Below are 24,956 nucleotides of genomic sequence, written 5' to 3' on the forward strand. Positions count from 1 at the left end.
TGCCGAAGAGCGGTCCAGCCGAGAGTGACCGACGCCACGCTCCCTGGCCTTACCATGGCGCGGTGCTGGTCAAGTGGATTCGCTGCACCGTGGTGGACCGCCGCGGGTTCGAGCGGGGGCAGCGGAAGTGGGCGGGGCTTCTGGGGGAGCCGGGGTTTCGGGGGCAGGGGGGTGGCTGGAGCCGGGGGCGGCAGGACGTGGCGCACATCTTCGCGTTCTGGGAGAGCCGTGCCTTCTACGACTCCTTCATGGCGCGGTCCCACGACCGGCTCGCGTCGGCACAGTCGGGCACCTTCAAGGACGCCCAGGTCAGGCTCTTCGACTACCGCTTCGACGTGAAGACCGGCTTCGAACCGCGCTTCACGGACGCCGACCTGCTGCGCGTGGCGCTGTGCCGCGTCCACGAGGAGCGGGCCGAGCACTTCGTGCTGATGCAGGAGAAGGTGTGGAACCCGGCGATGGCCGGCTCACCCGGGATGGTGCGCGGGCTCTTCGGTGAGGCGCCGGGATGCGAGTACCTGGTGCTGTCGATGTGGCGATCGGCCGCCGAGCACGGCAAGTACCGCACCGAACGCGTGGAACGGCTTGCCCTGAGAGCCCAGACGGAGGCGGACGTGGCGGCGCTCACCGGCGCTGTCGTGGACATGGAGCCGAGCTGGACGGTGTGATGCCGAGGGGTCTGGTGGGGCGGATTCCGGCGGGATCAGCGTGCGACCGGTGTGACCTGTGGTGCGGGATCTGTGTGACCTACGCTGTATGGGTGCGATACGAGTGCTCGACGAGCCCTCACCCGATCTAGGGTTTCGGCATGGCACGACCACGGCGCATCGTCCTTGTCCGGCACGGCGAGTCAACGGGCAATGTTGATGACTCCGTGTACGAGCGTGAACCCGACCACGCCCTCGCGTTGACCGAGCGGGGCCGACGGCAGGCGGAGGCGACGGGCGAGCAGTTGCGCGCACTGTTCGGCGGTGAACGCGTCAGCGTGTACGTCTCTCCGTACCGCCGCACGCACGAGACGCTGCGGGCCTTCCACCTGGACTCCGGCCTCATACGCGTGCGCGAGGAGCCCCGGCTGCGCGAGCAGGACTGGGGCAACTGGCAGGACCGGGACGACGTCCGCCTCCAGAAGACCTACCGTGACGCGTACGGCCACTTCTTCTATCGCTTCGCCCAGGGCGAGTCCGGCGCCGACGTCTACGACCGGGTCGGCGGCTTCCTGGAAAGCCTGTTCCGCAGTTTCGAGGACCCCGACCACCCGCCGAACGTCCTCATCGTGACGCACGGGCTGGCCATGCGGCTGTTCTGCATGCGGTGGTTCCACTGGACGGTCGCGGAGTTCGAGTCGCTGTCCAACCCCGGGAACGGCGAGGTGCGGATGCTCGTTCTGGGAGACGACGGCAAGTACACCCTCGACCGGCCGTTCGACCGCTGGCGAGATCCCGAACCGTACGGGATCTCCGGATAGAGTGGCAGGGCGATGACCGCTGACTCCCCCTCCGTCGGGCGCCTGGACCGCGCCCTGGCCTGCCTGCGCGGACTGTCCGTCGGGGACGCCTTGGGCTCCCAGTACTTCGTCCCCGTGAACTACCCGCTGCTGAAGCGTCGCGAGGTGCCGTCCGGGCCCTGGCAGTGGACCGACGACACCGAGATGGCAGGGTCCGTCGTCGCCGTCCTGGCCACCCACCACCGCATCGACCAGGACGCCCTGGCCCGCTCCTTCGCGGAACACCACGACTTCGACCGGGGCTACGGTCCCGCGGTCAATCGTCTGCTGCGTCTCGTCCGGGAGGGCGGCGACTGGCGCGAGCTCGCCGCCGCCCTCTTCAACGGGCAGGGGTCCTGGGGCAACGGCGCGGCGATGCGGATCGCCCCGCTGGGCGCCTGGTACGCGGACGACCCGGAGCAGGCGATCCACCAGGCGGAGATCTCCGCCTACACCACCCACCAGCACCGCGAGGCCGTCGTCGGCGCCATGGCCGTCGCAGCGGCCGCCGCGTTCGCCGCCGCCCCAGGCGGGCCTCCCGGCGCCGAGGCACTCCTCGACGGAGTCATCGATCTGGTGCCGAAGAGCGCGGTCGGCGCGGGACTGCGACGGGCCAGGGACATGCTCGACTACGGCGACGCGGCCACCGTCGCTGCCGTACTGGGGTGCGGGCGGCGGACGACCGCCCACGACACCGTGCCCTTCGCCCTCTGGTCGGCCGCGCGGAACCTCGGTGACTACGAGCAGGGTTTCTGGACGACCGCCCAGGTCGGCGGGGACGTCGACACCACCTGCGCCATCGTGGGCGGCGTGATCGCCTCGGGGAAGGCGGGGGCGCCCCCTGCCGAGTGGGTGCGGCGGACGGAGTCGCTGCCGGACTGGGTGCCTGTGTCGGTCCAGCGGTCCTGACTCGCCGGTGCACGGGAGTTCCCGTGCGCCCTGGAAACTCTCCGTACCCATCGGGAACTCTCCGTGACCGACGGCTCGTTGTCGTGACATCCGCTGTGCGCGCCATGAGTCCGCACACGATGGAGTTCTGCTGGTGAGCGTGCGGAGGTGGTGGCCATGGAGGTCCTGCTCGCTGTACTGATCGGCTGGTGGCGCGCGTTCGCGCATCACACGGAACGCGCGCGGGTGGCCGGACCGCTGCCCTCACCGTCCGTCCCCCGGGCTAGGTCCGACCACCCGCGGCCGGTCGCGGACCGGCCCGGCAGCCGTCGGCAGGCCTGCGTGGTGCCCGCCGACGAGCCGCCAGGGCCGGCTCGCGGTGTCCAATCGTCAGCCGAGTCCCGGCCCGGCCGAGCCGGCGAGTGCCTCCAGGTCGCTCTTGCGGACCCTGATCACCACCCAGGCGGTGACCAGGGCGAGTGCGGCCATCGCCGCCGCCGGGACGAACGCCGCCGAGATGCCCTGGGCCAGCACCTCGTGCCCCCATGGGGCCGGCAGCTGGTGCGTCGCGGCGAACTCCGCCTTCTGCTCGGCGGAGCCCTCGGCCATGAACTGCGGAAGCTGCTTCTCCGCCTCGTCCTTGGTCGCCGTGCCGAAGACCGTCGTCAGAATGGACAGGCCCAGGGAACCGCCCACCTGCTGGGTTGTGTTGAGCAGTCCGGACGCGGCGCCCGCCTCGTGCGGGGCGACTCCGGAGACGGCGGTGAGGGTCAGCGTCACGAAGTTCAGCCCCATGCCGAAGCCGAACACCAGCATCGGACCGAGGACCCCTCCGACGTACGAGCTGTCGGAGCTGATGAGTGCCTGCCAGGCGAGTCCGATGGTCGCGAGTGCCGAGCCCACGAGCATGAACGGCTTGGGTCCCAGTACCGGCAGGAACCGCTGCGACAGACCGGCGCCGAGCGCGATCACGACCGTCACGGGCAGGAAGGCGAGGCCCGCCCGGATCGGGCTGTACCCGAGCACGTTCTGCACGAACAGCACGATGTAGAAGAACATGCCGAACATCGCCGCGGCCAGACTCAGCATGATCACGTAGGTGCCCGAGCGGTTCCGGTCGGCGAACATCCGCAGCGGGGTGATCGGCTCCTTGGCCCGGGACTCGATGAGCGCGAAGGCCAGCAGCAGGACCACCGCGGCAACGAAGGACCCGATGGTGAGGTTGTCCCGCCAGCCCTCGTCCGCGGCCCGGATGAAGCCGTAGACGAGAGACGCCATGCCCGCGGTAGAGGTGACCGCGCCCGCTATGTCGAAGCGGCCGGTGTGGCGTTCGGACTCGCCGATGTAGAGCGGTGCGAGCACGGCGATCAGCAGGCCGATCGGCACGTTGACGAAGAGCACCCAGCGCCAGTCGAGCCACTCGGTGAGCATCCCGCCCGCGAGCAGGCCGATGGCGCTGCCCCCCGCGGAGACCGCGGCGAAGACGCCGAAGGCCCGGTTGCGTTCCGGGCCCTCGGGGAACGTGGTGGTGATGAGGGCCAGCGAGGTGGGCGACGCGATCGCGCCTCCGACGCCCTGCAGGACCCGCGCGGCCAGCAACTGCCAGGGCTCCTGGGCGAGCCCGCCGAGCAGCGAGGCGAAGGTGAAGAGCAGGATGCCGGTCATGAAGGCCCGGCGACGGCCGAGGATGTCACCGGCGCGGCCGCCGAGGAGCAGCAGGCCGCCGAAGGTGAGTGTGTAGGAGCTGACGACCCAGGTGAGGTCGGTGGTGCTGAACTCGAGTGCGTCTTGAATGTGCGGGAGTGCGATGTTCACAATCGTCGCGTCGAGTACCACCATGAGTTGGCAGGCCGCGATGACTGCGAGTGCGATGCCGGGATGCCCGCCCCGGCGTGCCGCGCCCGGCTTCTTGTCCTGGAGCAATGGAGAGGTTGTCACTATGGGTCCCCCACGAAAGCGTTAGTGAACGCTTGCGTTCACTGTCGCGTCAAAGGTAGTGAGTCCCCGACAGTGAACGCAAGCGTTCACTCAAGGCGTCGTCGTGCGGCACGTCCCCCTTTGCTGCCGCCCGGCGCGTCCCTCATCCCCGGAATGCCCGCTTCAGCCGCTCGTTGGAGAGAGTCAGATGGTTACCCCGAGCTGGGCGGATGCCCCCGCTCAGACGGCCGCCCGCCGCCGCGGCGCCGTGCTCGAACGCGCGATCCTCGAGGCCGCGTTGGAACAACTCAGCACCGTCGGCTGGAACGGCCTGACGATGGAAGGTGTCGCCGCCGGCGCCCAGACCGGAAAGGCCGCGGTGTACCGGCGTTGGCCCTCCAAGGAGGACCTCGTCGCCGACGCCCTGCGGGCCGGACTGCCGCGCTTCGACGCGACACCGGACGAAGGTGGTGTCCGCGAAGATCTCGTGGTGCTGTGCCGGCGGGCCCGCGACGCGATGTTCTCCCGCCCGGGTTTCGCGCTTCGCTCGGTGATTCACGAGTGCGACACCACGCAAGCGGAACGCTTCCATGCAGTGATCTTCGACGGGGTCGTGGAGCCCACCATCAAGATGCTGCGAGAGGTCATCGGGCGTGGGATCACGCGAGGCGAGGTGCGTTCGGACGCTGCGAACGGATACGTCTTCGATGCCATCCCGGCGATGATGATGTACCGCAACAAGATGTGCGGCTGCGAATGGCAAGACCATGAAATCGACGAAATGATCGACGAGTTGATGGTTCCGCTGCTGCGGCCGGGCGGCGCCTGACCGGGGTCGGCGAGGGCTCCGGCGCCGTTGGGGCGGGCCAGGGTGTCGCGGGCGGTTCCGGGCGGCGTAACCTAGGGGCGCCATGCCGTACGAACCGCCTACTCACACCGTCGAGCGCTCCCTTCGAGCCACGACCGGAGCGAAGATCGTTGCAGGTGTCGACGAGGTGGGGCGAGGTGCGTGGGCCGGACCAGTCACGGTCTGCGCGGCGATCACCGGACTGCGTCGGCCGCCCGAGGGCCTCACGGATTCGAAGCTGCTCACCATCAAGCGGCGCACCGAACTCGCCGAGGTGCTGCGGACGTGGGTGACGTCGTTCGCCCTGGGGCACGCCTCTCCGGAGGAGATAGACGAGCTGGGTATGACGGCCGCGCTGCGACTCGCGGCGGGGCGTGCTCTGGAGGCCTTGCCGGTCCGCCCGGACGCGGTCATCCTCGACGGTAAGCACGACTATCTCGGTGCGCCCTGGCGGGTCCGTACGGTGATCAAGGGCGACCAGTCGTGCGTGGCGGTCGCGGCGGCCTCGGTGATCGCCAAGGTCCAGCGCGACAAAATGATGGCCGAACTGGGTATCGACCATGCAGACTTCGGTTTTGCGGACAACGCCGGGTATCCCTCACCCGTGCACAAGGCCGCACTGGCGGAGCGGGGCCCCACCCCCTACCACCGGTTGTCGTGGGCGTATCTTGATGCGCTGCCCCAGTGGCGGCACCTCAAGAAGGTCCGCAACTGGACGGACGGAAGCGTTCCGGAAATCGAGGGTCAGCTCGGCTTCGATTTCTGACGGTTTTGTTCGCACACATGCGCCACCCGCCGACGCGGGCCGTACCAACGTTTGATAAATATCAACTCATGCCTCTCATTCCCGAGGAGCCTCAGATTCACGAGAGTGCCCAGGGTCCCCGCGCCACTCCGGCCAGCGGCCGCACCGCGCCGACCCCCCGTCCCGTACCCGGCCCCCGTCCCGCGGCTCCGTCGCGTCCCGGTCGTCCCGGCCCTGTGCGGCCGGCGCCGCCGGCACAGCGCACGGCGCGTGACACGGCCGCCAAGCCCGGTCCGTCGGGCCCCGCTGCTCCGGCCGCCCCGCAGATCCAGCTGATCCCCGCATCCGTCGAAGGCGCGCTCGACGCCGCCGAGGAAGCCGTGGACCTGCTCCTGGACTCCGGTCGCGCCCCCAGCGACGTCCTGGTGATCACGACCGGCGAACAGCACCCGTGGGCCACCCACGAGCTGTCCTTCGGCGAGACTTCCTACTGGGCTCAGCATGACGCCCGGGACGACGTCTTCTACACCGACGCCACCGTCGCGGCCCGTGCCGCGTCGCGACCGGTGGTTGTGGTCGCCGTCAACGGCGAGTCCGAGGCCGCAGCCGCGAGCGCCCTGTCCCTGGCCCACACCCGGGCCACCACCCTGCTGATCGTCTGTGGCGATCCGCAGCGGATCAACGCGGTGCTGGGCGCCGGCGTCTGAGCCGGACCCTCAGCGTCCGGTCGGGTGCTGGTTGGTCGGCTTCAGGTGCCGCTCCGGCGGCTCCGCATGGCGGGCGGTTCGGCGTGCCCCGAGGACTGGTCACCGTGGCCGTGCGCAGACCCCGCTCTGTCGGGGGAGCGCACTCTGCGGCTGTATGCGGCGGCTCCCGTCCGGGCCCAGCCCGGTTCGGGAACCGTGGTCGTACGCAGCGACTGCCGTTCGCAGGGGCTGCGGCGTGCCGTACGACGGGCCGCTGCCCCGATCCGTGCGGACGGGCCCGGCCGGGGCCTCAGCGCGCCGCCGCTGCGCGGCGCAGTATCTCGGAGGCTGCACCACCGGTGCGCGGCAGCGGCGGCGGCGCCTCGGACATACCGAACGGCTCCGGTTCCGAGGCCGAGTGAGGGCGGCGTCCGCCGCGGCCCTCGCCCAGTACCTGCCAGCCGTCCCGGGTCAGCGTGATGTAGGCCCCACAGCGCAGCCCGTGCAGGGTGCAGGCATCACGCAGCCCCCACATCCACGCCCCGTCCTCCTCCGTCCAACGGGCGTCGCCTTCACGGCAGTAGAGCAGCACCGCGGTGCGCACCGGTGTACGGCGCCGCAGATCGTGCGGGATGACCCGGCGCAACTGCGCCAGCAGCACGTTGCGGAACATCCAGCCGTCGGCCGGAGCCGGCCGACGCACGAACGAGGCGCTCGCCCGCAGCCGCTCGTCGGGATCGAGCACGGCCACGACAGCGGTCGCCGGCTGCGGATGGTGCCGGGCGTGCAGTCCGCTGACGATCTCCCGAGGGTTGCGCAGCAGCGGGATCCCGGCGGCGGCCCACTCCGCGGGTTCGAGCAAGCGGTTGGCGGACGCGGCGGATGTCGACGCCGCTGCCGAGGCCGGAGCGAATCCGAAGGTCACGGTCCTCCCTTCGGCTACGCGCCCACACTGCGGGCGGGGTCGGATTCCTGGGAGCGCGCACCGCAGCGAAGCCCTGCCGGGGTGGCGGACATGCCGTGCGGGGAGCGGACCTCAATTCTTCCTGTCGAACGTGGATGCGGCAACGAGCAATTGGAACAGCCGACCGTTATCAGATGATGCGCCGCTAATATCCCTACCCCGTGCGCCGACAGGACACCCCTGGGGTGTTCGACCACGACACGTTCGTACGTCAACCGGGTGCGCGGCGTCCAGAGGCGTGCGCAAGCGGTGAAGTGCCCGGTCGCATGGTCGCCGCCGGGTCGCCGCGTGATGTGGTGGTCGAGCTCGCGATGTGCCGTCAGCCTTGCACGGCCAGCACCAACGGCAACACCCCCTGCGCCCCGGAGAGTCGAAGCATCCGGGCCGCGACCGCGAGGGTCCAGCCGGTCTCCGTGTAGTCGTCCACGAGGAGGACCGGGCCCTGGGCCTCGGCGAGGGCGGACGCCACGGCGGGCGGCACCGTCAGCGCCCCGTCGAGCGCCTTCAGCCGCTGGGCGCTGTTGCTCCGCGAACCCGGGTGCGCGTCGCCCGTGTACTCGACGGCGCCCAGCAGCGGCAGCCGGCCGATCTCCGCGATGCGCGCTCCCAGGGAGCGGATCAACTCGGGACGGGTGCGCGAGGCGACGGTGACGACCCCGACCGGGCGCGGCTGGGCGTCCGGAGAACCCGAGGCCCAGCCGCCGGGCCCCTTGGCCCAGTCGGCCAGCACACCCACCACCGCCTTCGCCACATCGTCCGGAACGGCTCCGTCGGGCGCGTGCGGCGCGAGCATCGGGCGCAGCCGGTTGCCCCAGCCGATATCCGACAGACGCCCCAACGCGCGTCCTGCAGAAGCCTGTTCGCCGGCGGGGATACGTCCCTTGAGATCCACTCCGATCGCCGGCAACCCCGTCGGCCACATCCGTCGAGGCTCCACCTCGACGCCCGCCCGTCCCAGGTCCACGCGCGCGGCGTCGAGGGCCTCCTCGGAGGTGTCCGCGGCGAAGCGCGGTCCCGCGCAGTTGTCGCAGCGGCCGCACGGCTTCGCGGCCTCGTCGTCCAGCTGGCGCTGCAGGAACTCCATCCGGCAGTCCGCCGTCGACGCGTACTCGCGCATCGCCTGCTGCTCGGCCTTGCGCTGACGCGCCACCCACGCGTACCGCTCGGCGTCGTAGGCCCACGGCTGCCCGGTCGCGATCCAGCCGCCCTTGACCCGCTTGACCGCCCCGTCGACGTCGAGGACCTTGAGCATGGTCTCCAGGCGGGAGCGGCGCAGCTCCACCAAGGGCTCCAGCGCGGGGAGCGACAGGGGCTTCTCCGCGTGCGCGAGGACGTCGAGGGTACGGCGCACCAGGTCTTCCGAGGGGAAGGCGAGCGACGCGAAGTACTCCCAGATCGCCTCGTCCTCCTTCCCGGGAAGCAGGAGCACCTCGGCGTGCTCCACACCGCGTCCCGCGCGACCCACCTGCTGGTAGTAGGCGATGGGGGAGGAGGGCGAGCCGAGGTGCACCACGAAGCCCAGGTCGGGTTTGTCGAAGCCCATCCCGAGCGCCGACGTGGCGACCAGTGCCTTCACCTTGTTGCCGAGCAGGTCCTCCTCGGCCTGCTGGCGATCGGCGTTCTCCGTCTTGCCCGTGTACGAGGCGACCGTGTGCCCGCGCTGCCGCAGGAAGGCGGTGACCTCCTCGGCGGTGGCCACGGTGAGCGTGTAGATGATCCCCGAACCCGGTAGTTCGTCCAGGTGCTGGGCGAGCCAGGCCATCCGGTGCGCGGCGTCCGGCAGCCGTAGCACGCTCAGGCTCAGACTGTCCCGGTCCAGCGGGCCACGCAGCACGAGGGCGTCCGAGCCGCCCCCGGTGCCGAGCTGCTCCGCGACGTCGGCCGTCACGCGCGCGTTGGCGGTGGCGGTGGTGGCGAGCACCGGCACACCGGGTGGAAGGTCGGCGAGCATGGTGCGCAACCGTCGGTAGTCCGGCCGGAAGTCATGACCCCAGTCGGAGATGCAGTGGGCCTCGTCCACCACCAGCAGGCCGGTGGCGGCAGCGAGCCGGGGCAGCACCTGGTCCCGGAAGTCCGGGTTGTTGAGCCGCTCGGGGCTCACGAGCAGGACGTCGACCGTGCCCGCGGCGATCTCGTCCTGGACGGCGTCCCACTCCTCGGTGTTCGAGGAGTTGATGGTCCGGGCGTGGATGCCGGCCCGGGCCGCTGCCTCGACCTGGTTCCGCATGAGCGCGAGCAAGGGCGAGACGATCACAGTCGGACCGCTGCCGCGCGCCCGCAGCAGCGAGGTCGCCACGAAGTAGACCGCGGACTTGCCCCAGCCCGTGCGCTGGACGACCAGGGCACGGCGTCTGTCGGCCACCAGTGCCTCGATCGCCCGCCACTGGTCCTCGCGCAGCCGGGCCGTGCCCGAGACGTCCCCGACGAGACGGGCGAGGACCGCGTCGGCGGCCGTCCGGAGATCCGCGTTGCTCGTGTGCTCCATGCGTTCCATACAACAGGACGGCACTGACAGCGCGAGCGGCGCACCGCTCACTTTTCTCGTGTGACGTGTCCCTGCTCGGACTTATCCACAGGGTCAAGCGGAGCCTCAGATTCCGCGAGATCGTCTTCGCATGACGAACCACAGCGAAACGACTGGACCCTCTGAAAACGGCGACATCACCGGGCCCGAGGCGCTCGGTGCGCAAGAGGACGGTGTGCTGGGGAAGCGGCAGCCCGAAGCCGGCGACGCGGCCGGGCTGCATGTCCCCGACCCCGCCTACGACGGTCACGGGGGCGACCACTCGGTCACGCTGCGCACCCCGGCCGAACTGGCCGACGCCCTGCCGTATCTGCTCGGGTACCGGCCCGAGGACAGCATCGTCCTGGTCGCGCTGCACGACAAGGACGGACGCGGGCGGTTCGGCGGCCGGGCCCGGCTCGGCATCCCAGCCAACCCGGACGACTGGCCGTCCGCGGCCCGGCAGCTGGCCACCGGACTGGTGAAAGGCAGCGAGCGCCGAGGGGCCCGGCCGGAGTCGATGGTTGCTTTCCTGTGTCAGGAACCGGAGAAGGGCCAGACAGGACAGCAGGTCATGGAGCGACTGAAGCCGCTGGCCCAGAAGCTGCGCGTGGAGTGCGGTTCCCTGGACGTGACGGTGGTCGAGGCACTGTGCATCTCCGACGGCCGCTACTGGTCCTACTGCTGTGACAACGCCGCGTGCTGCCCGTCCGAGGGAGCCCCCATGGGCCTGCCCGGCACCTCGGTGCTTGCCGCCGCGGCCACCTACGCGGGAATTCAGGTGCGTGGCACCCTGCGGGAGCTCCGGGCCCGGCTGCTCCCCTGGGAGAACGCCGCCGCCCTCGCGCAGGAGGCAGCCCTGGACACCGCCAGCATGGCGCTGGTCCCGAGGATCCTGGACGACACGGGCCGCGCCGGCGTGGCCGACGAGACGCTGGAGCTGGCCGAGCACGTCCTGGACCGTTTCGCCGAGGCACAGCCGGTTTCCGGCGTGCTTCTGGCGGATCTCCGCGACGACGAGCTGCTCGGACATGACGAGGCCGCCCGGTTGATCCTCGGCCTCCAGGACCGTGGGACCCGTGACCGCGCGGCCGAGTGGATGGAGGGGGAGGAGGCCGGACGCGCCCTGCGCCTCTGGCGATCGCTGGCCCGCCGCTGCGTCGGACCCTACGCCGAGCATGCCGCCGCGCCGCTCACGCTCGCCGGCTGGGTCGCATGGTCCACGGGTGACGAACTGGAGGCCCGGGAAGCGCTCGCCATGGCCCTGGGCGCGGATCCGGACTACCTCTTCGCCCGCCTCCTGCACCAGGCCTGCAACGAAGGTCTCGACCCGGAGTCGATCCGCAGGTGCCTGCGGGCGGAGCGCAAGAGGAGGGGGCGGGCCGGAACCGACGGCTCGGAAGCTCGCGCCGAACGCTTGGAGGCTCAGGCCGGTGAGTTGGAAGGTCAGGCCGGTGGGTTGGAAGCTCGGGCAGATGGTCCGGTGGAGAAGTCGGACGGAACGGCCGTGCAGGCGGAGGGCTCCGTCGGACTGACGGACGGCGCCCCGGCGACCGCACCCACGTCCGCGGCGGCGCCCTCCCGTCGCCGACGCCGCACGCGTTCCGTCGGTGCGACCGGCGCGACACCTGGCCGTACGCCCGCGGGAGACCGTGCCCCGGGCGTGCGGGCTCCCCGGCGGCGTACGCCGCTGGGAACTGCGCGACCCGCGGGCCCCGCGCGACCTGCCGGTGCCTCGGAAGCCGGGCCTCGGGCGCGTACGGCACGGAAGGCGGACATGCCGTGCGTCGACGCAGGCCAGGAGGCCGTGCAGCCCGGTCACAGTCCGGAGGGGGAGGAGTGAGTGTCTGCCCGGGGGCTTCGGCGCGCAAGGTGCGTGCGGGCCAGGGGCGTGACCCGGCGAAGGGTGACGCCGTTCACCTGAGTGGCGGAACGGCTGAACGGGTCGTTGCGCCGCACCGCCCCTGCTCCGTCGGAGCCCTCGGGCCCCGGCGCCGAACCCGATCGAGGCGCACAGAGCGCAGAGGAAGCCTCTCCATGCACCAGCCGACTCCGCCCTCCGTCGCCGCTGCTGACGACCGCCGCCCTTCGGGTGCACTTTCGCCGCCCGACGGGGCGAACCCCGAACTGTCCGAGGCAGGCCCAGCCGGGGCGGGTGACCAGGACGTGCCGCTACGGCCGGCGGCGCGTGTCGACGGTCTCGGGTCCGGATTCCCCTCCGGAGCCTCACGTGACGGAGCACCTCCGGGCCGGGACTCGTGCCAGCCGTCGCCGCCAGGCACAGGCCGTTCGTCCGCTCGCTGGACGGACCGATCACGCAGTCCCGGTTCGACGTCGAAGTACGGCTCGCCCTCGCAGCCCACCCCGGCTCCGACTCAGGGCCGACAGGCTGCTCAAGGCCGGACCCCACCCCCCACCGGACAGGCGCCTCCGTCCCCCGCCCCTCCCAGGGGTGCCACGATCCCCGGACTGCGCTGGTCCGCCGACCTGCCGCCCGCCCACTCCGTGATGATCTGCGTCGCCCTGCCCGGACTGGCCATCTCGACGGAGGCTGGGCAGATGACCGGCCGGGGCCTGGAGGGGTTCTACCGCGCGGGCCGACGCCTGCTCTCCCGGTGCGAGCTCCGCGTGGCCGGACGGGAACCCCTCGCCGTTCAGGCCCGGATGGCCGCGTCCGACCGAGCCAGGTTCGTGGGGACGCTGCGCACGTCCCCGCAGGCAGGACCGGACCCGGATGTGATCGTCGAACGCAACCGGTACGCGGACGGCACGGAGCGGATCACCCTGCACAGCGCGGCGCCGCGCCCGCTGCGCCTGCCGGTCGAAGTGTCCCTGGGTACGGACCTGGCCGACCTCGGATCAATCGCCTCGGGCAACACGGGACCCGAACTGCCCGCCAGCGTCCACGCCTCCGGTCTGCGCTGGTCCTGTGCGGCCGGCAGCGCGTCCTTGACGGCCGAACCGCCACCCTCGGACGCCTTGGCCTCGTCCGGTCTGCTGCGATGGGAGTTCGACCTGCCGCCCGGCGGCAGCAGAAGCGTCGAACTGCGGGCGCGCCCGGACGGCGCCGGTCCCCTCCGGGCCGTCGGCCGTGCGGCGACCAGCCCACTCGCCGCCGCACACGCGGAAGGCGACGACCTCAGAGTCTCCGCACTCCTGCGGACGAGCATCGAGGACCTCCAGGCACTCCTGATGCGTGACTCCGCGAACCCCGCCGACACCCACCTCGCGGCGGGCGCGCCCTGGCGCTGTGGCCTGGCACCCGTCGACGCTCTCGTGGCCGCCCGGATGGCACTGCCGCTCGGTACGGGCCTGGCAGCAGGGACCCTGCGGACCCTCGCCCGGACACAACTCACCGGCCCGGGACCGCAATGCGGGATGATCCCCGGCCCGAGACGGGACGCCGGGCCGCACCTCCCGCCGCAGTGCACCGGCACGGAAGCCACGCTGCTCTTCCCGGCACTGCTCGCCGAGGCTCGCCGCTGGGGTCTGACCGAGCAGGAGACGGAGGAACTGCTGCCCGCCGCCGAGCGTTGCCTGACCTGGCTGCGCACCACTGTGGGCGAGGACACGTACCTGCGTGACCCGTACCCCGGCGTTCCCGTGCGGTGCGAGATACAGGCCCATGCCCACCGAGCCGCGCTGCTCGGCGCCGACCTGCTCGACGCATGTGGCCGCGCGGGAGGGACGGCACTGCGGCAGTGGGCGCAGACCTTACGGACCGCGTTCCGGAAGGACTTCTGGGTCGAGGACCGCGGGGGCGGCCGGCCCGCCGCGGGCCGGGCCCCGGACGGCAGGCCCGTGCCCCACCTGGGCGCGGCCGCCGTCCACCTCCTCGACACCGGCCTGCTGGGCGAGGGAGCGCCGGCGCCCGGACTGCTCGACAACGTGCAGACCGAGAAACTCGCCCGGCTGCTCGGCAGCCCTGTCATGGACTCGGGCTGGGGCCTGCGCGGGCTGGGCGCGAAAGAACCGGGATTCAACCCGTTCGGCCACCGCGCCGGGGCCGTACGGGTCCAGGAGACGGCCGTCGCCGTCGCGGGTCTGGCCGTCGCCGGCTATGAGAAGGAAGCGAACTCGCTGCTGCGCGGCGTACTCGGGGCGGCCGAAACTTTCGCCTACCGGCTGCCCGAGATGTATGCCGGTGAACAGCGCACGGAGGGGAGTGCTCCCCTCCCGCACCCGGCCGCCTGCCGCCCGGCGGCAGCACCGGCGGCTGCCGGAGTCCTGCTGCTGACCACACTCGCGGGCATTCGCCCCGACGCCCCGGCAGGGACGGTCACCCTGCGCCCCGTGCGCAGCGCGCCCCTGGGTGAGATCGGTCTGACAGGGCTGCGGGTGGCGGGAGCCCCGTTCTCCGTGCGGGTCAGCCGACTCGGCCTCGCCATGGTCGAGGAGGCCGCCGACGGCCTGCAACTGGGGGTGTGAACTGGAACGACGTGCGGCTGTCGGCCATCGGGAACAGTCGGGGGAGCCCATACCGGACCGAAGTGGATCAGTGGCCGATGCGCGGGGCGAAGGGAGTGTTTATCGTCAGGCAGACGACTATGATCGCCGCATGCCCTACGACCCGTCAGCCTTTCCGCCCTTTGCCGTCACCGTGGACCTGGTCGTGCTGACCGTGCGCCGCCATGCCCTGTGCGCGCTGGCGGTACGCAGGGGTGAACCGCCCTTCCAGGGGCGCTGGGCGCTCCCCGGTGGCTTCGTGCGGGCCGACGAGGACCTGGCGCAGGCCGCGGCGCGCGAACTGGCCGAGGAGACCGGGCTGCGGGTCCATGATCCCTCCGTACCCGCCCAGGACAACGGGGCTCATCTGGAACAGCTCGCCACCTACGGCGACCCCAAGCGCGACCCCAGAATGCGGGTCGTCAGTGTCGCCCATCTCGCCCTCGCCCCCGACCTGCCCGCGCCCAGAGCGGGCGGCGACGCCAGCAACGCGCGCTGGGCTCCGGTCGAGGAGCTGCTGCAGCAGGGCGGCTACGGGCGGGATGCCGAGCCGGTCGCGCCGCTCGCCTTCGACCACGCGCAGATCCTGTCGGACGGTGTGGAACGCGCTCGGTCCAAGATCGAGTACTCGTCGCTGGCCACGGCTTTCTGCCCGCCCGAGTTCACCGTCGGGGAGCTGCGCCGTGTCTACGAGGCGGTGTGGGGTGTCGCGCTCGACCCTCGCAACTTCCACCGCAAGGTCACGGGCACCCCGGGCTTCCTCGTGCCCACCGGTGGGACGACCACCCGCCAGGGCGGTCGCCCCGCCCAGCTCTTCCGGGCCGGGGGTGCCACTCTGCTCAACCCGCCGATGCTGCGTCCCGAGGTCTGAGGTTTGGCCCGGAGGTGACCCCCTGTGGAGGGGCGCGGGCTGTCGCTGTAGTCACGGAAGGCCTTGCGCTGCCCGAAAAAACGGACATAACGCGCTATCTTGCTGCGAGTGATCCAGGCGTTCGGATTGACCAGCAACCCCCGCAAGGAGCTGCCGCCCGCAGCCGACGACGTCTCCTTCGAGGCGCGGGCGGGCCGCGTCACCGCGCTGCTCGGAGCACCGGGCGCCGGCAAGACGACGGTTCTCAGACTCATGCTCGAACTGCAACAGGGCCGTGGCGTCACCTACTTCCGGGGCCGCCCCCTGCATCGCATGGCCCATCCCTCGCGCGAGGTCGGTGTGCTGCTGGGCGAGGTGCCGGGGCATCCGGCCCGCACGGTCCGAGGTCATCTGCGCATGCTGTGCGCCGCCGCGGGGGTTTCGGGCCGGCGTGCCGACGAAGTCCTCGAGGCGGTCGGGCTCGGAAGTCTGCGCGACGAACGGCTCGGCACCCTGTCGCGCGGCATGGACCGCCGCCTCGGCCTGGCCTGTGCGCTCCTGGCCGACCCGCACACCCTGGTCCTCGACGCCCCCGCCGACCGGCTCTCCAGCCGTGAGAGCCACTGGCTGCACGGCATGCTGCGCTCACACGCCGCTCAGGGCGGCACGGTCCTGTTCACCACGGCCGACCCCAAGGAGGCCGCACGTGCGGCCGACCGCGTCATCACGCTGGAGCGGGGCAGGCTCGTGGCCGACCAGGAGGCCGCGCAATTCTCGCGGACCCGCCTGCGTCCCAGGGTCGCCGTACGCAGCCCGCACGCGGCCCGCCTGGGGGCGCTCCTGGCCAAGCAGGCCCGCACCACGCAGCGCTCCGTGGAGGTCGTACACGAGGACGGCAACCGCCTCTCCGTGTACGGCAGCAGCTGTGCGGACGTCGGTGAAACAGCGTTCCGCCACGGCATCGTCGTCCACCGACTCGCCGACGAGATCGGAGACATGGGCCCCGGCGCGGGCACCGTTCGGGAGGACGGGCCGCACGGCGGTCGTGACCGGGGTCGTGTGAATGCGGGCCGGGCTGCGGACTCCTGGCACGAGACCGGTGCCGTGCGGACGTCCGCCGACAGTGAGCCCCGTGTCGACGCCGAGCCGGCGCACACCGTCGACGCGCACTGGCCAATCGCCACACGCCCTGGCTCCCACGACACGCCGACATCACCCCTCGACGCTTCCGATGAGGCGGCCCCGGCCGCCATGGTGCCCACCGCCGAGCCGTGGCCGACGGTCAAGCTGCAGCTCACTGCCGTCACCTCTGATCCGGCCCCTGACGAGCTACGGCTCCCTGCCGACCCGTCTGAGCCGGCCGCAGCCGAGCAGCACCCCACCGATCACGCGCCCGAGCTGTCCGTCGACGGGCCGCGTCCAGCCGCTGAGGCGCCCGGGCTCTCCGTCGACAGGACGCGCCCCGCCGATGACGCGTCCGAGCTCTCGGTAGGGAGGCAGCCCCCCGCCGCGGACGCGCCACCCCCCGTAGGAGAGCAGCCCTCCACCGCGGACGCACCCGAGCCGCCGGCCGAAGCGCCATTGCCCTCTGGCGGCCACGCGCAGCTCGCTGCCATGGCGCACGGGGGCCCGGATGCCCCCGCAGTCGGCCAGGCGGGCAGCGCCGACGTGGATCCTCAGGCGGCCTCGGCCGCGCCAGCCCACTCGGCCCCGGCCAACAGCCACGCGGCGAGCCCGGCCCGCGGGCTGGACGCGCTGCCCCCTCTGCCGCCCCCCATCTCCGTCCGCCCCGCCCCCAGCCCCCTTCGTCCTCTCCGCTACGAGATCCGACGTGCGGCCGGAATCGGCACCGGTTTCCTCACGGGGGCCGTCGTGCTGCTCGTGTCCGCCGTGACCGCCGTCGTGTTCGCACGCATCGGGCACACCCCGCAACCGCGCCTGCTCGCCGCATGGCCCCGGGAGCTGCCCCTGCCGCCCGCGGCGCTCGGTGCGGGGCTGCTCGGCGCTCTGGCCTTCGGCGACGAGTTCCGCCACCCCGCCCTGGCGGCGGATCGCGGCACCGTGCCCCGCCGGCTGGGGCTGCTGGCCGCCAAACTGCTCGTCGCCTCGGTCACCGCGCTGGCGCTTGCCGTCCTGACGGTCGGCTGCGACGCCGAGGTGCTCTATCTCCTCTACGGACGGGAGCTCGTCCAGGTTCCCGCCGACTGGCCCTCGCTGAGTACGAGTTGGGTGGGGCTCGTGGTCGGCTGCGCCTGGGCGGGTGTCCTGGCCGCGGGTGTCTTCCGGTCCACCTCGGCCGGACTCGCGGCGGTGGCAGCCGTGCCACTCCTCGTCGTGCCCGTGGTGCACAAGCTTCAGGCGGGGACGTCCGCGCGGACGGCGGCGGGACTTCCCCTGCGCCTGCGAGAGGTCCTGCTGCTGCGGTGGCCCTTCGGGGGAGAGCGCTACCTGGAGGCCGCTCTCGGGGCGATCTCCCAACCCGTCGGTGGCGCACTGACGTTGTCGCTGACCGCTCTGCTCTGCGCGTACCTGCTCACCACCGTACACAGCAGGTTTCCGTGACAACTGTCCGTAACGCTTCGTCCGGCCATGCCCACAACTCCCCGCAGAACGCCCATTTCTTTCCGATAAGGCGTCAATTGCGACGCTGTGAGCGATCACCCTTTCGTGTGCTTTTCACCAAAGACCTCAAGGGAGTTGGAGACGGCGCCGACAAAGGATGCGTGAGTACCCTTGCGCACACCATGATGACCGCCGCCCGCTCCGCTGACTCCGGCCTCGCGAGCCCGGGCGAACTCGACCGCTACCCCTACGCCGAGGCGCCCGCCGTCGACCGCGTCGGGGCCCCTGCCTGGGACGGCGCGGATCCCGAGCTGGGCCGTGTGGGCCGGCGCGCCGCGGGCAGCCGCGGACGCGGGCTGCACGGCCAACTCGTACAGCAGCTGGGTCAGATGATCGTCTCCGGCGACCTGGGTGCGGACCGTCCGCTGGTGCCCGAGGAGATCGGCCAGCGCTTCGAGGTCTCGCGCACCGTCGTCCGCGAGTCGCTCCGCGTCCTGGAGGCCAAGGGCCTGGTGAGCGCCCGCCCGAACGTCGGCACGCGCGTGCGCCCCGTCAGTGACTGGAACCTCCTCGACCCGGACATCATCGAGTGGCGCGCCTTCGGGCCGCAGCGCGACGATCAGCGCCGCGAGCTGAGCGAGCTGCGGTGGACGATCGAGCCCCTCGCCGCCCGCCTCGCCGCCGGGCACGGGCGCGAGGACGTCCAGCAGCGCCTGACGGACATGGTCGAGATCATGGGGCACGCGATGGCCCAGGGTGATGCGCTCACCTTCTCCCGCGCGGACTCCGAGTTCCACTCGCTGCTCATCCAGATCGCCGGCAACCGCATGCTGGAGCACCTCTCCGGCATCGTGTCGGCGGCCCTCCAGGTCTCGGGTGGTCCCGTCACGGGCTGTGAGCGGCCCAACGAGACGTCGCTGGCGCATCACGGCCGCATCTGCGAGGCCCTCGCCGCCAGTGACGGCGCCGCGGCCGAGGCGGCCATGCGGCAACTCCTCACACTCCACCCCGAGGTGGACCGCGTAGTGCCCGCCCCGCGCGAGCACTGACCGCGTTCCACGGGCGGCGCGGCCGGGTGTGCCACCCCCCTCCTGTGGCAGTGCCCGGTCGGTGAACCGCCTCCCGTCGGACCCTGCGGGATCCTCGCGATCCCGCAGGGTCCGACGGCGCGAAGGGCCCCGATTCTGCTGGAGCGATCAGGTCACAACACGCTGTGACCTCGTCTGCCCGCATCTGACCGTCTTTATTCGCTTACGGGGTGTGACTCGGGCCACGCGAATTGGGCGTAACGCTCGTGGGGTCAACGCGATGACCTAAGAGGTGACAGCCGCGGAGGGAATACGGACGCCGTTCACGGCGCTGTGCATCTTCCCGGCCCCCGCCCGCGCCGTCGGCCCATTCCCAAGCCGGCGGTCGGCTCCTGTCCACTATGGACGGGGCCGGAAGCCGTTTTCCAACGTTCCGAGAGGTTGTTCGTGTCGGCCAGCACATCCCGTACGCTCCCGCCGGAGATCGCCGAGTCCGTCTCTGTCATGGCGCTCATTGAGCGGGGAAAGGCTGAGGGGCAGATCGCCGGCGATGACGTGCGTCGGGCCTTCGAAGCTGACCAGATTCCGGCCACTCAGTGGAAGAACGTACTGCGCAGCCTCAACCAGATCCTCGAGGAAGAGGGTGTGACGCTGATGGTCAGTGCCGCAGAACCCAAGCGCACCCGAAAGAGCGTCGCAGCGAAGAGTCCCGCCAAGCGCACCGCCACGAAGTCGGTCGCGGCGAAGGCGGTGACCACCAGGAAGCCCACCGCGACCGCCACGCCGGCGGCCCCCGCCGCCGAGTCCGCGGTCGAGGAGGAGGCGCCCGCCAAGAAGGCAGCCGCCAAGAAGACGACCGCCAAGAAGGCGGCCGTGAAGAAGGCGCCTGCCAAGAAGGTCGCGGCCAAGAAGACCAGCGCCAAGAAGGACGACGTCGAGCTTCTCGAAGAGGAAGTGCTCGAGGAGGCCGCGCCTCCCGGCAAGGCCGGCGAGGAGCCCGAGGGCACCGAGAACGCCGGGTTCGTGCTGTCCGACGAGGACGAGGACGACGCGCCCGCCCAGCAGGTCGCCGCGGCCGGTGCCACCGCAGACCCGGTCAAGGACTACCTCAAGCAGATCGGCAAGGTCCCCCTGCTCAACGCCGAGCAGGAGGTCGAGCTCGCAAAGCGCATCGAGGCGGGTCTGTTCGCCGAGGACAAGCTGGCCAACTCCGACAAGCTGGCGCCGAAGCTCAAGCGTGAGCTGGAGATCATCGCCGAGGACGGCCGCCGAGCCAAGAACCACCTCCTGGAGGCCAACCTCCGTCTGGTGGTCTCCCTGGCCAAGCGCTACACCGGCCGCGGCATGCTCTTCCTGGACCTCATCCAGGAAGGCAACCTCGGTCTGATCCGCGCGGTCGAGAAGTTCGACTACACCAAGGGCTACAAGTTCTCCACGTACGCCACCTGGTGGATCCGTCAGGCCATCACCCGCGCCATGGCCGACCAGGCCCGCACCATCCGTATCCCGGTGCACATGGTCGAGGTCATCAACAAGCTCGCCCGCGTGCAGCGCCAGATGCTCCAGGACCTGGGCCGCGAGCCCACCCCGGAGGAGCTGGCCAAGGAGCTCGACATGACCCCGGAGAAGGTCATCGAGGTCCAGAAGTACGGTCGTGAGCCCATCTCGCTGCACACCCCGCTGGGCGAGGACGGCGACAGCGAGTTCGGTGACCTCATCGAGGACTCCGAGGCGGTCGTCCCCGCCGACGCGGTCAGCTTCACGCTCCTCCAGGAGCAGCTGCACTCCGTCCTGGACACGCTGTCCGAGCGCGAGGCCGGCGTGGTCTCGATGCGGTTCGGTCTCACCGACGGTCAGCCGAAGACCCTCGACGAGATCGGCAAGGTGTACGGCGTCACGCGTGAGCGGATCCGCCAGATCGAGTCCAAGACCATGTCGAAGCTGCGTCACCCGTCGCGTTCGCAGGTGCTGCGCGACTACCTCGACTAGTCGAGCCGTACGACATGGAAGGCCCGGTCCCCGAGGGGGCCGGGCCTTCGTCGTACCTGCCTTCCCGCGGGTGCGAGGTGTCGCGGGGTGAATCACTCTGGGTGTCAAGCCGACACCACGGAGTGAGGAGTGCGTATGCGTCGTCGCCTTGTCCGGGTCCTGGCCCGGCCGCTGGTCCTGGCAGCTGCGGTAACCGCCCTGTCAGCGGGCTTCACCGCCCCTGTGGTCGCCGACAGCGTGGTCATAGGAGGTTTCCCCGTCGAGGCGTCGGACAGCCCGTGGACGGTGGCCCTGTCCAGCCGTGACCGGTTCGGGGGTACGCGGGCCGGGCAGTTCTGCGGAGGCGTGGCGGTCGGTCACAGCACCGTGCTCACCGCGGCCCACTGCCTCAGCGAGGAGGTCCTGGGCGGACCGCCGGAGCGCGTACGCGACCTCAGAGTCATAGCCGGGCGCACCAACCTGCTCTCCGGCCGGGACGGCGTGGAGGCCGCCGTGCGGGAGATCTGGGTCAACCCCGCTTATGACGGGGTCAGCAGTGTCGGCGACTTCGCCGTGATCACCTTGGCCGCACCGCTCCCAGCCGGCTCGGCCATCGCCATGGCGGCCGACGGTGACCCGGCGTACACGGTGGGCGGGGGTGCGACGGTGTACGGATGGGGTGACATCTCAGGCGTCGGCGAGTATTCGAACAGTTTGCGGGCGGCACGCGTCCGGGTGCTGCCCGATGCTCTCTGTGAGGACGCGTATCCGGGAGGTGCCGACGGTACCTACGACGCCGGGAGCATGCTGTGCGCCGGGGAGGTGGCCGGAGGCCGGGACGCCTGCCAGGGCGACAGCGGGGGCCCGCTGGTGGCCCAGGGGCGGCTGATCGGACTCGTGTCCTGGGGCATCGGCTGCGGGCGAGCCGGCAATCCGGGCGTCTATGTGCGGGTGTCCGACATCATCCGCACGCTCGGCTGGATGAGGGGATGAGAGCGGAGACAGTCCAGCGGAGTCTGAGCAGGCTTCTGGGGGACGAGGACGGGCGGCTGCCTCTCGGAGGAGAGGCAGCCGCCCGTTCACCGGCCTGTGCCGGGCTGGCTCGTCGTCGGACGCGAGGTGTCAGCGCTCTTCTTCGGAGGCAGTCGCGGGAGCGGACGTCAGCCGCTCCGTCTCGTCCTGTATCTCAGCGGCGATCTTCTTGAGTTCTGGCTCGAACTTGCGGCCGTGGTGGGCGCAGAAGAGCAGTTCTCCGCCGCTGAGCAGGACGACGCGCAGGTATGCCTGGGCGCCGCAGCGGTCGCAGCGATCGGCGGCCGTCAACGGGCTCGCGGGGGTCAGAACAGTAGTCACGTCGCCTCTTCTCTAGCTCGACGAGCTGTCGTACCAGGGTCAACATCCAACCAGCCCCAAAACGTTCCCGCTCGTGGCTTTTCCTCGAAAAATCTTTCCGAGGTGGCTGTCTGCTGCCGGTTGGCGGCGAATGTGCCGTATTGCGTGTCTATGTGTCTTACGGGGCTTCGCGGCGTATCGGTGGTCAGTCCTCCCGGCTGGGTTGCCGGTTGTTCATGAGGACGTGCCCGGAGCCTAAATGGTTCATGCCTGGAAGGGAACGTGATGTGTGCTTCACTCCATCGAGGGATCGAACAAGCATGCGAGTGTGGACTAGTCTGAGTTCTCGACGAGGGTGGCGTTACAACGGCTCTACCAGGCCTCGGTACCCTCTCACCGGTGACTGATGCCGCGCCCTTACCCATGAGGGCCCCATTCGAAATTCAGCGAGGAGCGAACCGCGTGACCGCCGAGACGTCCGTGCCGTCCACAGCTCTGCTGGCAGGAGCAGACCGGGACGGTTCCAACTACACCGCGCGGCACCTGCTCGTCCTCGAGGGGCTCGAGGCCGTGCGCAAGCGTCCGGGCATGTACATCGGCTCGACCGACAGCCGAGGCCTGATGCACTGCCTCTGGGAGATCATCGACAACTCCGTCGACGAGGCCCTCGGCGGCTACTGTGACCACATCGAGGTCATCCTTCAGGACGACGGCTCCGTCGAGGTCCGGGACAACGGCCGCGGTATCCCGGTCGACGTCGAGCCCAAGACCGGCCTCTCCGGTGTCGAGGTCGTCATGACCAAGCTGCACGCCGGCGGCAAGTTCGGCGGCGGCTCCTACGCCGCCTCCGGCGGCCTGCACGGTGTCGGCGCCTCCGTGGTGAACGCCCTGTCCGCCCGTCTGGACGTCGAGGTGGACCGCGGTGGTCACACGCACGCGATCAGCTTCCGGCGTGGTGTCCCCGGAGCCTTCTCCGCGAGCGGCCCGGACGCCAAGTTCGAGCCCGGCGGCCTGCGCAAGGCCAAGAAGATCCCCAAGACCCGCACCGGCACGCGCGTGCGGTACTGGGCCGACCGCCAGATCTTCCTCAAGGACGCCAAGCTCTCCCTGGAGACGTTGCACCAGCGCGCCCGCCAGACCGCGTTCCTGGTGCCCGGCCTGACCATCGTCGTCCGCGACGAGTACGGCCTGGGCGAGGGCGGCAGCAAGGGTGAGGAGTCCTTCCGCTTCGACGGCGGCATCAGCGAGTTCTGCGAGTACCTGGCGAGCGACAAGCCGGTCTGCGATGTCCTCCGGTTCTCCGGCCAGGGCACCTTCAGGGAGACCGTCCCGGTCCTGGACGAGCACGGCCAGATGACCCCCACCCAGGTCACCCGTGAGCTCGATGTCGACGTCGCGATGCGCTGGGGCACGGGATACGACACGACGCTGAGGTCGTTCGTGAACATCATCGCCACCCCCAAGGGCGGCACCCACGTCGCGGGCTTCGAGCAGGCCGTCGCCAACACGATGAACGAGGTGCTGCGCTCCAAGAAGCTGCTGCGCGTCGCCGAGGACGACATCGTCAAGGACGACGCCCTGGAGGGCCTGACCGCGGTCGTCACCGTGCGTCTCGCCGAGCCCCAGTTCGAGGGCCAGACCAAGGAGGTCCTCGGGACCTCGGCGGCCCGTCGCATCGTGAACAACGTGATCAGCAAGGAACTCAAGGCGTTCCTGACGTCCACGAAGCGGGACGCCGCCCAGCAGGCCCGTGTCGTGCTGGAGAAGGCGGTCGCCGCGGCCCGTACGCGCATCGCCGCCCGCCAGCACAAGGACGCGCAGCGCCGCAAGACGGCTCTGGAGTCCTCCTCGCTGCCGGCGAAGCTCGCCGACTGCCGCAGCGACGACGTCGACCGCAGCGAGCTGTTCATCGTCGAGGGCGACTCCGCGCTCGGTACGGCGAAGCTCGCCCGGAACTCCGAGTTCCAGGCGCTGCTGCCGATCCGCGGCAAGATCCTCAACGTCCAGAAGTCGTCCGTGACGGACATGCTCAAGAACGCCGAGTGCGGCGCGATCATCCAGGTCATAGGAGCCGGGTCGGGCCGGACGTTCGACATCGACACGGCCCGCTACGGCAAGATCATCATGATGACCGACGCCGACGTCGACGGCTCGCACATCCGTACGCTGCTCCTGACCCTGTTCCACCGCTACATGCGGCCCATGGTCGAGGCCGGCCGGGTCTTCGCGGCGGTGCCGCCGCTGCACCGCATCGAGATCGTCCAGCCCAAGAAGGGCCAGGACAAGTACGTCTACACGTACTCGGACCGCGAACTGCGCGACAAGCTGATGGAGTTCCAGAGCAAGGGCATCCGCTACAAGGACTCGATCCAGCGGTACAAGGGTCTCGGTGAGATGGACGCCGACCAGCTGGCCGAGACGACCATGGACCCGCGCCACCGCACCCTGCGCCGGATCAACCTCTCCGACCTCGAAGCCGCCGAGCAGGTCTTCGACCTGCTGATGGGCAACGACGTGGCGCCGCGCAAGGAGTTCATCTCCAACTCGGCGGCTACGTTGGACCGGTCGCGGATCGACGCGTAGCCGCTGCGTGCGGCTTCGGCCGGGCGGAGCGGGACTGGACGGGTACTGGCCCACTTGTCGGCGCCATCCGGAGCTGACCGTGGGCCGGAGCTGTCGCAGCCCGGTTCTGAGCAGGACTTGGGCGGAGACCTGGGCCGGGACGGAGACCGAG

Annotated in this window: 18 protein-coding genes; 14 read left to right on the forward strand and 4 right to left on the reverse strand. The window is 70.8% G+C overall.

All coding sequences use genetic code 11. The features are described from left to right. Nucleotides 1–62 precede the first annotated feature (62 nt). From ABZ016_RS36255 to ABZ016_RS36265, 3 genes are all read left to right on the forward strand, one after another. Nucleotides 63–668, forward strand: coding sequence for a YdbC family protein (locus ABZ016_RS36255; protein WP_356920979.1), 606 nt, complete (start codon nucleotides 63–65; stop codon nucleotides 666–668). 140 nt (nucleotides 669–808) lie between these two features. Then, the gene (locus ABZ016_RS36260; RefSeq protein WP_356920980.1) at nucleotides 809–1,468 is read left to right on the forward strand and encodes a histidine phosphatase family protein; all 660 of its coding nucleotides are present in this window, start codon (nucleotides 809–811) and stop codon (nucleotides 1,466–1,468) included. Between the two features lie 12 nt (nucleotides 1,469–1,480). Beyond that, nucleotides 1,481–2,395 carry an ADP-ribosylglycohydrolase family protein gene (locus ABZ016_RS36265; RefSeq protein WP_356920981.1) on the forward strand — a complete coding sequence of 305 codons (915 nt, stop codon included), beginning with the start codon at nucleotides 1,481–1,483 and terminating at the stop codon, nucleotides 2,393–2,395. 369 nt (nucleotides 2,396–2,764) lie between these two features. Here ABZ016_RS36265 and ABZ016_RS36270 read toward each other — a convergent pair whose 3' ends face one another. After that, nucleotides 2,765–4,312, reverse strand: a complete 1,548-nt coding sequence (locus ABZ016_RS36270; RefSeq protein ID WP_356920982.1) for an MFS transporter — start codon at nucleotides 4,310–4,312, stop codon at nucleotides 2,765–2,767. A gap of 187 nt (nucleotides 4,313–4,499) precedes the next feature. On the opposite strand from ABZ016_RS36270, the gene ABZ016_RS36275 reads away from it, so the two are divergent. The 3 genes from ABZ016_RS36275 to ABZ016_RS36285 all read left to right on the forward strand — a co-directional run bounded on the left by ABZ016_RS36275 (nucleotide 4,500) and on the right by ABZ016_RS36285 (nucleotide 6,590). Continuing rightward, nucleotides 4,500–5,120: a TetR/AcrR family transcriptional regulator gene (locus ABZ016_RS36275; RefSeq protein ID WP_356920983.1), complete on the forward strand. Its 621-nt coding sequence runs from the start codon at nucleotides 4,500–4,502 to the stop codon at nucleotides 5,118–5,120. 82 nt (nucleotides 5,121–5,202) lie between these two features. Then, nucleotides 5,203–5,904 (forward strand): ribonuclease HII, encoded by a 702-nt coding sequence (locus ABZ016_RS36280; protein ID WP_356920984.1) that lies wholly within the window; start codon nucleotides 5,203–5,205, stop codon nucleotides 5,902–5,904. A 68-nt stretch (nucleotides 5,905–5,972) separates the two neighbouring features. Then, on the forward strand, nucleotides 5,973–6,590 hold the full coding sequence (locus ABZ016_RS36285) for a hypothetical protein (protein ID WP_356920985.1): 618 nt from the start codon (nucleotides 5,973–5,975) through the stop codon (nucleotides 6,588–6,590). 289 nt (nucleotides 6,591–6,879) lie between these two features. On the opposite strand, the gene ABZ016_RS36290 is transcribed toward ABZ016_RS36285, so the two are convergent. Together ABZ016_RS36290 and ABZ016_RS36295 are read right to left on the reverse strand one after the other, a co-directional pair. Further along, nucleotides 6,880–7,494, reverse strand: a complete 615-nt coding sequence (locus ABZ016_RS36290; protein WP_356920986.1) for a hypothetical protein — start codon at nucleotides 7,492–7,494, stop codon at nucleotides 6,880–6,882. Between the two features lie 358 nt (nucleotides 7,495–7,852). Then, the gene (locus ABZ016_RS36295; protein ID WP_356920987.1) at nucleotides 7,853–10,018 is read right to left on the reverse strand and encodes a RecQ family ATP-dependent DNA helicase; all 2,166 of its coding nucleotides are present in this window, start codon (nucleotides 10,016–10,018) and stop codon (nucleotides 7,853–7,855) included. Nucleotides 10,019–10,148: 130 nt separating this feature from the next. On the opposite strand from ABZ016_RS36295, the gene ABZ016_RS36300 reads away from it, so the two are divergent. The 7 genes from ABZ016_RS36300 (at nucleotide 10,149) to ABZ016_RS36330 (ending at nucleotide 21,883) form a co-directional block, all read left to right on the forward strand. Next, on the forward strand, nucleotides 10,149–11,879 hold the full coding sequence (locus tag ABZ016_RS36300; protein ID WP_356920988.1) for a DUF4192 domain-containing protein: 1,731 nt from the start codon (nucleotides 10,149–10,151) through the stop codon (nucleotides 11,877–11,879). Nucleotides 11,880–12,544: 665 nt separating this feature from the next. Then, nucleotides 12,545–14,464 carry a glycogen debranching N-terminal domain-containing protein gene (locus tag ABZ016_RS36305; RefSeq protein WP_356920989.1) on the forward strand — a complete coding sequence of 640 codons (1,920 nt, stop codon included), beginning with the start codon at nucleotides 12,545–12,547 and terminating at the stop codon, nucleotides 14,462–14,464. Nucleotides 14,465–14,594: 130 nt separating this feature from the next. After that, the gene (locus ABZ016_RS36310; protein ID WP_184989227.1) at nucleotides 14,595–15,353 is read left to right on the forward strand and encodes an NUDIX hydrolase; all 759 of its coding nucleotides are present in this window, start codon (nucleotides 14,595–14,597) and stop codon (nucleotides 15,351–15,353) included. A 108-nt stretch (nucleotides 15,354–15,461) separates the two neighbouring features. Next, nucleotides 15,462–17,894 (forward strand): ABC transporter ATP-binding protein, encoded by a 2,433-nt coding sequence (locus ABZ016_RS36315; protein ID WP_356920990.1) that lies wholly within the window; start codon nucleotides 15,462–15,464, stop codon nucleotides 17,892–17,894. A gap of 161 nt (nucleotides 17,895–18,055) precedes the next feature. Beyond that, the gene (locus ABZ016_RS36320; protein ID WP_356920991.1) at nucleotides 18,056–18,943 is read left to right on the forward strand and encodes an FCD domain-containing protein; all 888 of its coding nucleotides are present in this window, start codon (nucleotides 18,056–18,058) and stop codon (nucleotides 18,941–18,943) included. Between the two features lie 426 nt (nucleotides 18,944–19,369). Continuing rightward, nucleotides 19,370–20,911, forward strand: a complete 1,542-nt coding sequence (locus tag ABZ016_RS36325) for an RNA polymerase sigma factor (protein WP_356920992.1) — start codon at nucleotides 19,370–19,372, stop codon at nucleotides 20,909–20,911. A 135-nt stretch (nucleotides 20,912–21,046) separates the two neighbouring features. After that, nucleotides 21,047–21,883, forward strand: a complete 837-nt coding sequence (locus ABZ016_RS36330; RefSeq protein ID WP_356920993.1) for a serine protease — start codon at nucleotides 21,047–21,049, stop codon at nucleotides 21,881–21,883. Nucleotides 21,884–22,012: 129 nt separating this feature from the next. Here the strand turns inward: ABZ016_RS36330 and ABZ016_RS36335 are convergent, their stop codons facing one another. Continuing rightward, the gene (locus ABZ016_RS36335; RefSeq protein WP_003993464.1) at nucleotides 22,013–22,243 is read right to left on the reverse strand and encodes a hypothetical protein; all 231 of its coding nucleotides are present in this window, start codon (nucleotides 22,241–22,243) and stop codon (nucleotides 22,013–22,015) included. A 441-nt stretch (nucleotides 22,244–22,684) separates the two neighbouring features. On the opposite strand from ABZ016_RS36335, the gene ABZ016_RS36340 reads away from it, so the two are divergent. Beyond that, on the forward strand, nucleotides 22,685–24,805 hold the full coding sequence (locus ABZ016_RS36340; RefSeq protein WP_356920994.1) for a DNA topoisomerase IV subunit B: 2,121 nt from the start codon (nucleotides 22,685–22,687) through the stop codon (nucleotides 24,803–24,805). Nucleotides 24,806–24,956 lie beyond the last annotated feature (151 nt).

Source organism: Streptomyces sp. NPDC006372 (assembly GCF_040612515.1).
Lineage (GTDB): Bacteria > Actinomycetota > Actinomycetes > Streptomycetales > Streptomycetaceae > Streptomyces.

Bases quoted from the DNA above. Each gene is read 5' to 3' on its own strand.
- ABZ016_RS36260 (WP_356920980.1), top strand. From the start codon at position 809: ATGGCACGACCACGGCGCATCGTCCTTGTCCGGCACGGCGAGTCAACG.
- ABZ016_RS36265 (WP_356920981.1), top strand. From the start codon at position 1,481: ATGACCGCTGACTCCCCCTCCGTCGGGCGCCTGGACCGCGCCCTGGCC.
- ABZ016_RS36275 (WP_356920983.1), top strand. From the start codon at position 4,500: ATGGTTACCCCGAGCTGGGCGGATGCCCCCGCTCAGACGGCCGCCCGC.
- ABZ016_RS36280 (WP_356920984.1), top strand. From the start codon at position 5,203: ATGCCGTACGAACCGCCTACTCACACCGTCGAGCGCTCCCTTCGAGCC.
- ABZ016_RS36285 (WP_356920985.1), top strand. From the start codon at position 5,973: ATGCCTCTCATTCCCGAGGAGCCTCAGATTCACGAGAGTGCCCAGGGT.
- ABZ016_RS36295 (WP_356920987.1), bottom strand. From the start codon at position 10,018: ATGGAGCACACGAGCAACGCGGATCTCCGGACGGCCGCCGACGCGGTC.
- ABZ016_RS36300 (WP_356920988.1), top strand. From the start codon at position 10,149: ATGACGAACCACAGCGAAACGACTGGACCCTCTGAAAACGGCGACATC.
- ABZ016_RS36305 (WP_356920989.1), top strand. From the start codon at position 12,545: ATGATCTGCGTCGCCCTGCCCGGACTGGCCATCTCGACGGAGGCTGGG.
- ABZ016_RS36310 (WP_184989227.1), top strand. From the start codon at position 14,595: ATGCCCTACGACCCGTCAGCCTTTCCGCCCTTTGCCGTCACCGTGGAC.
- ABZ016_RS36330 (WP_356920993.1), top strand. From the start codon at position 21,047: ATGCGTCGTCGCCTTGTCCGGGTCCTGGCCCGGCCGCTGGTCCTGGCA.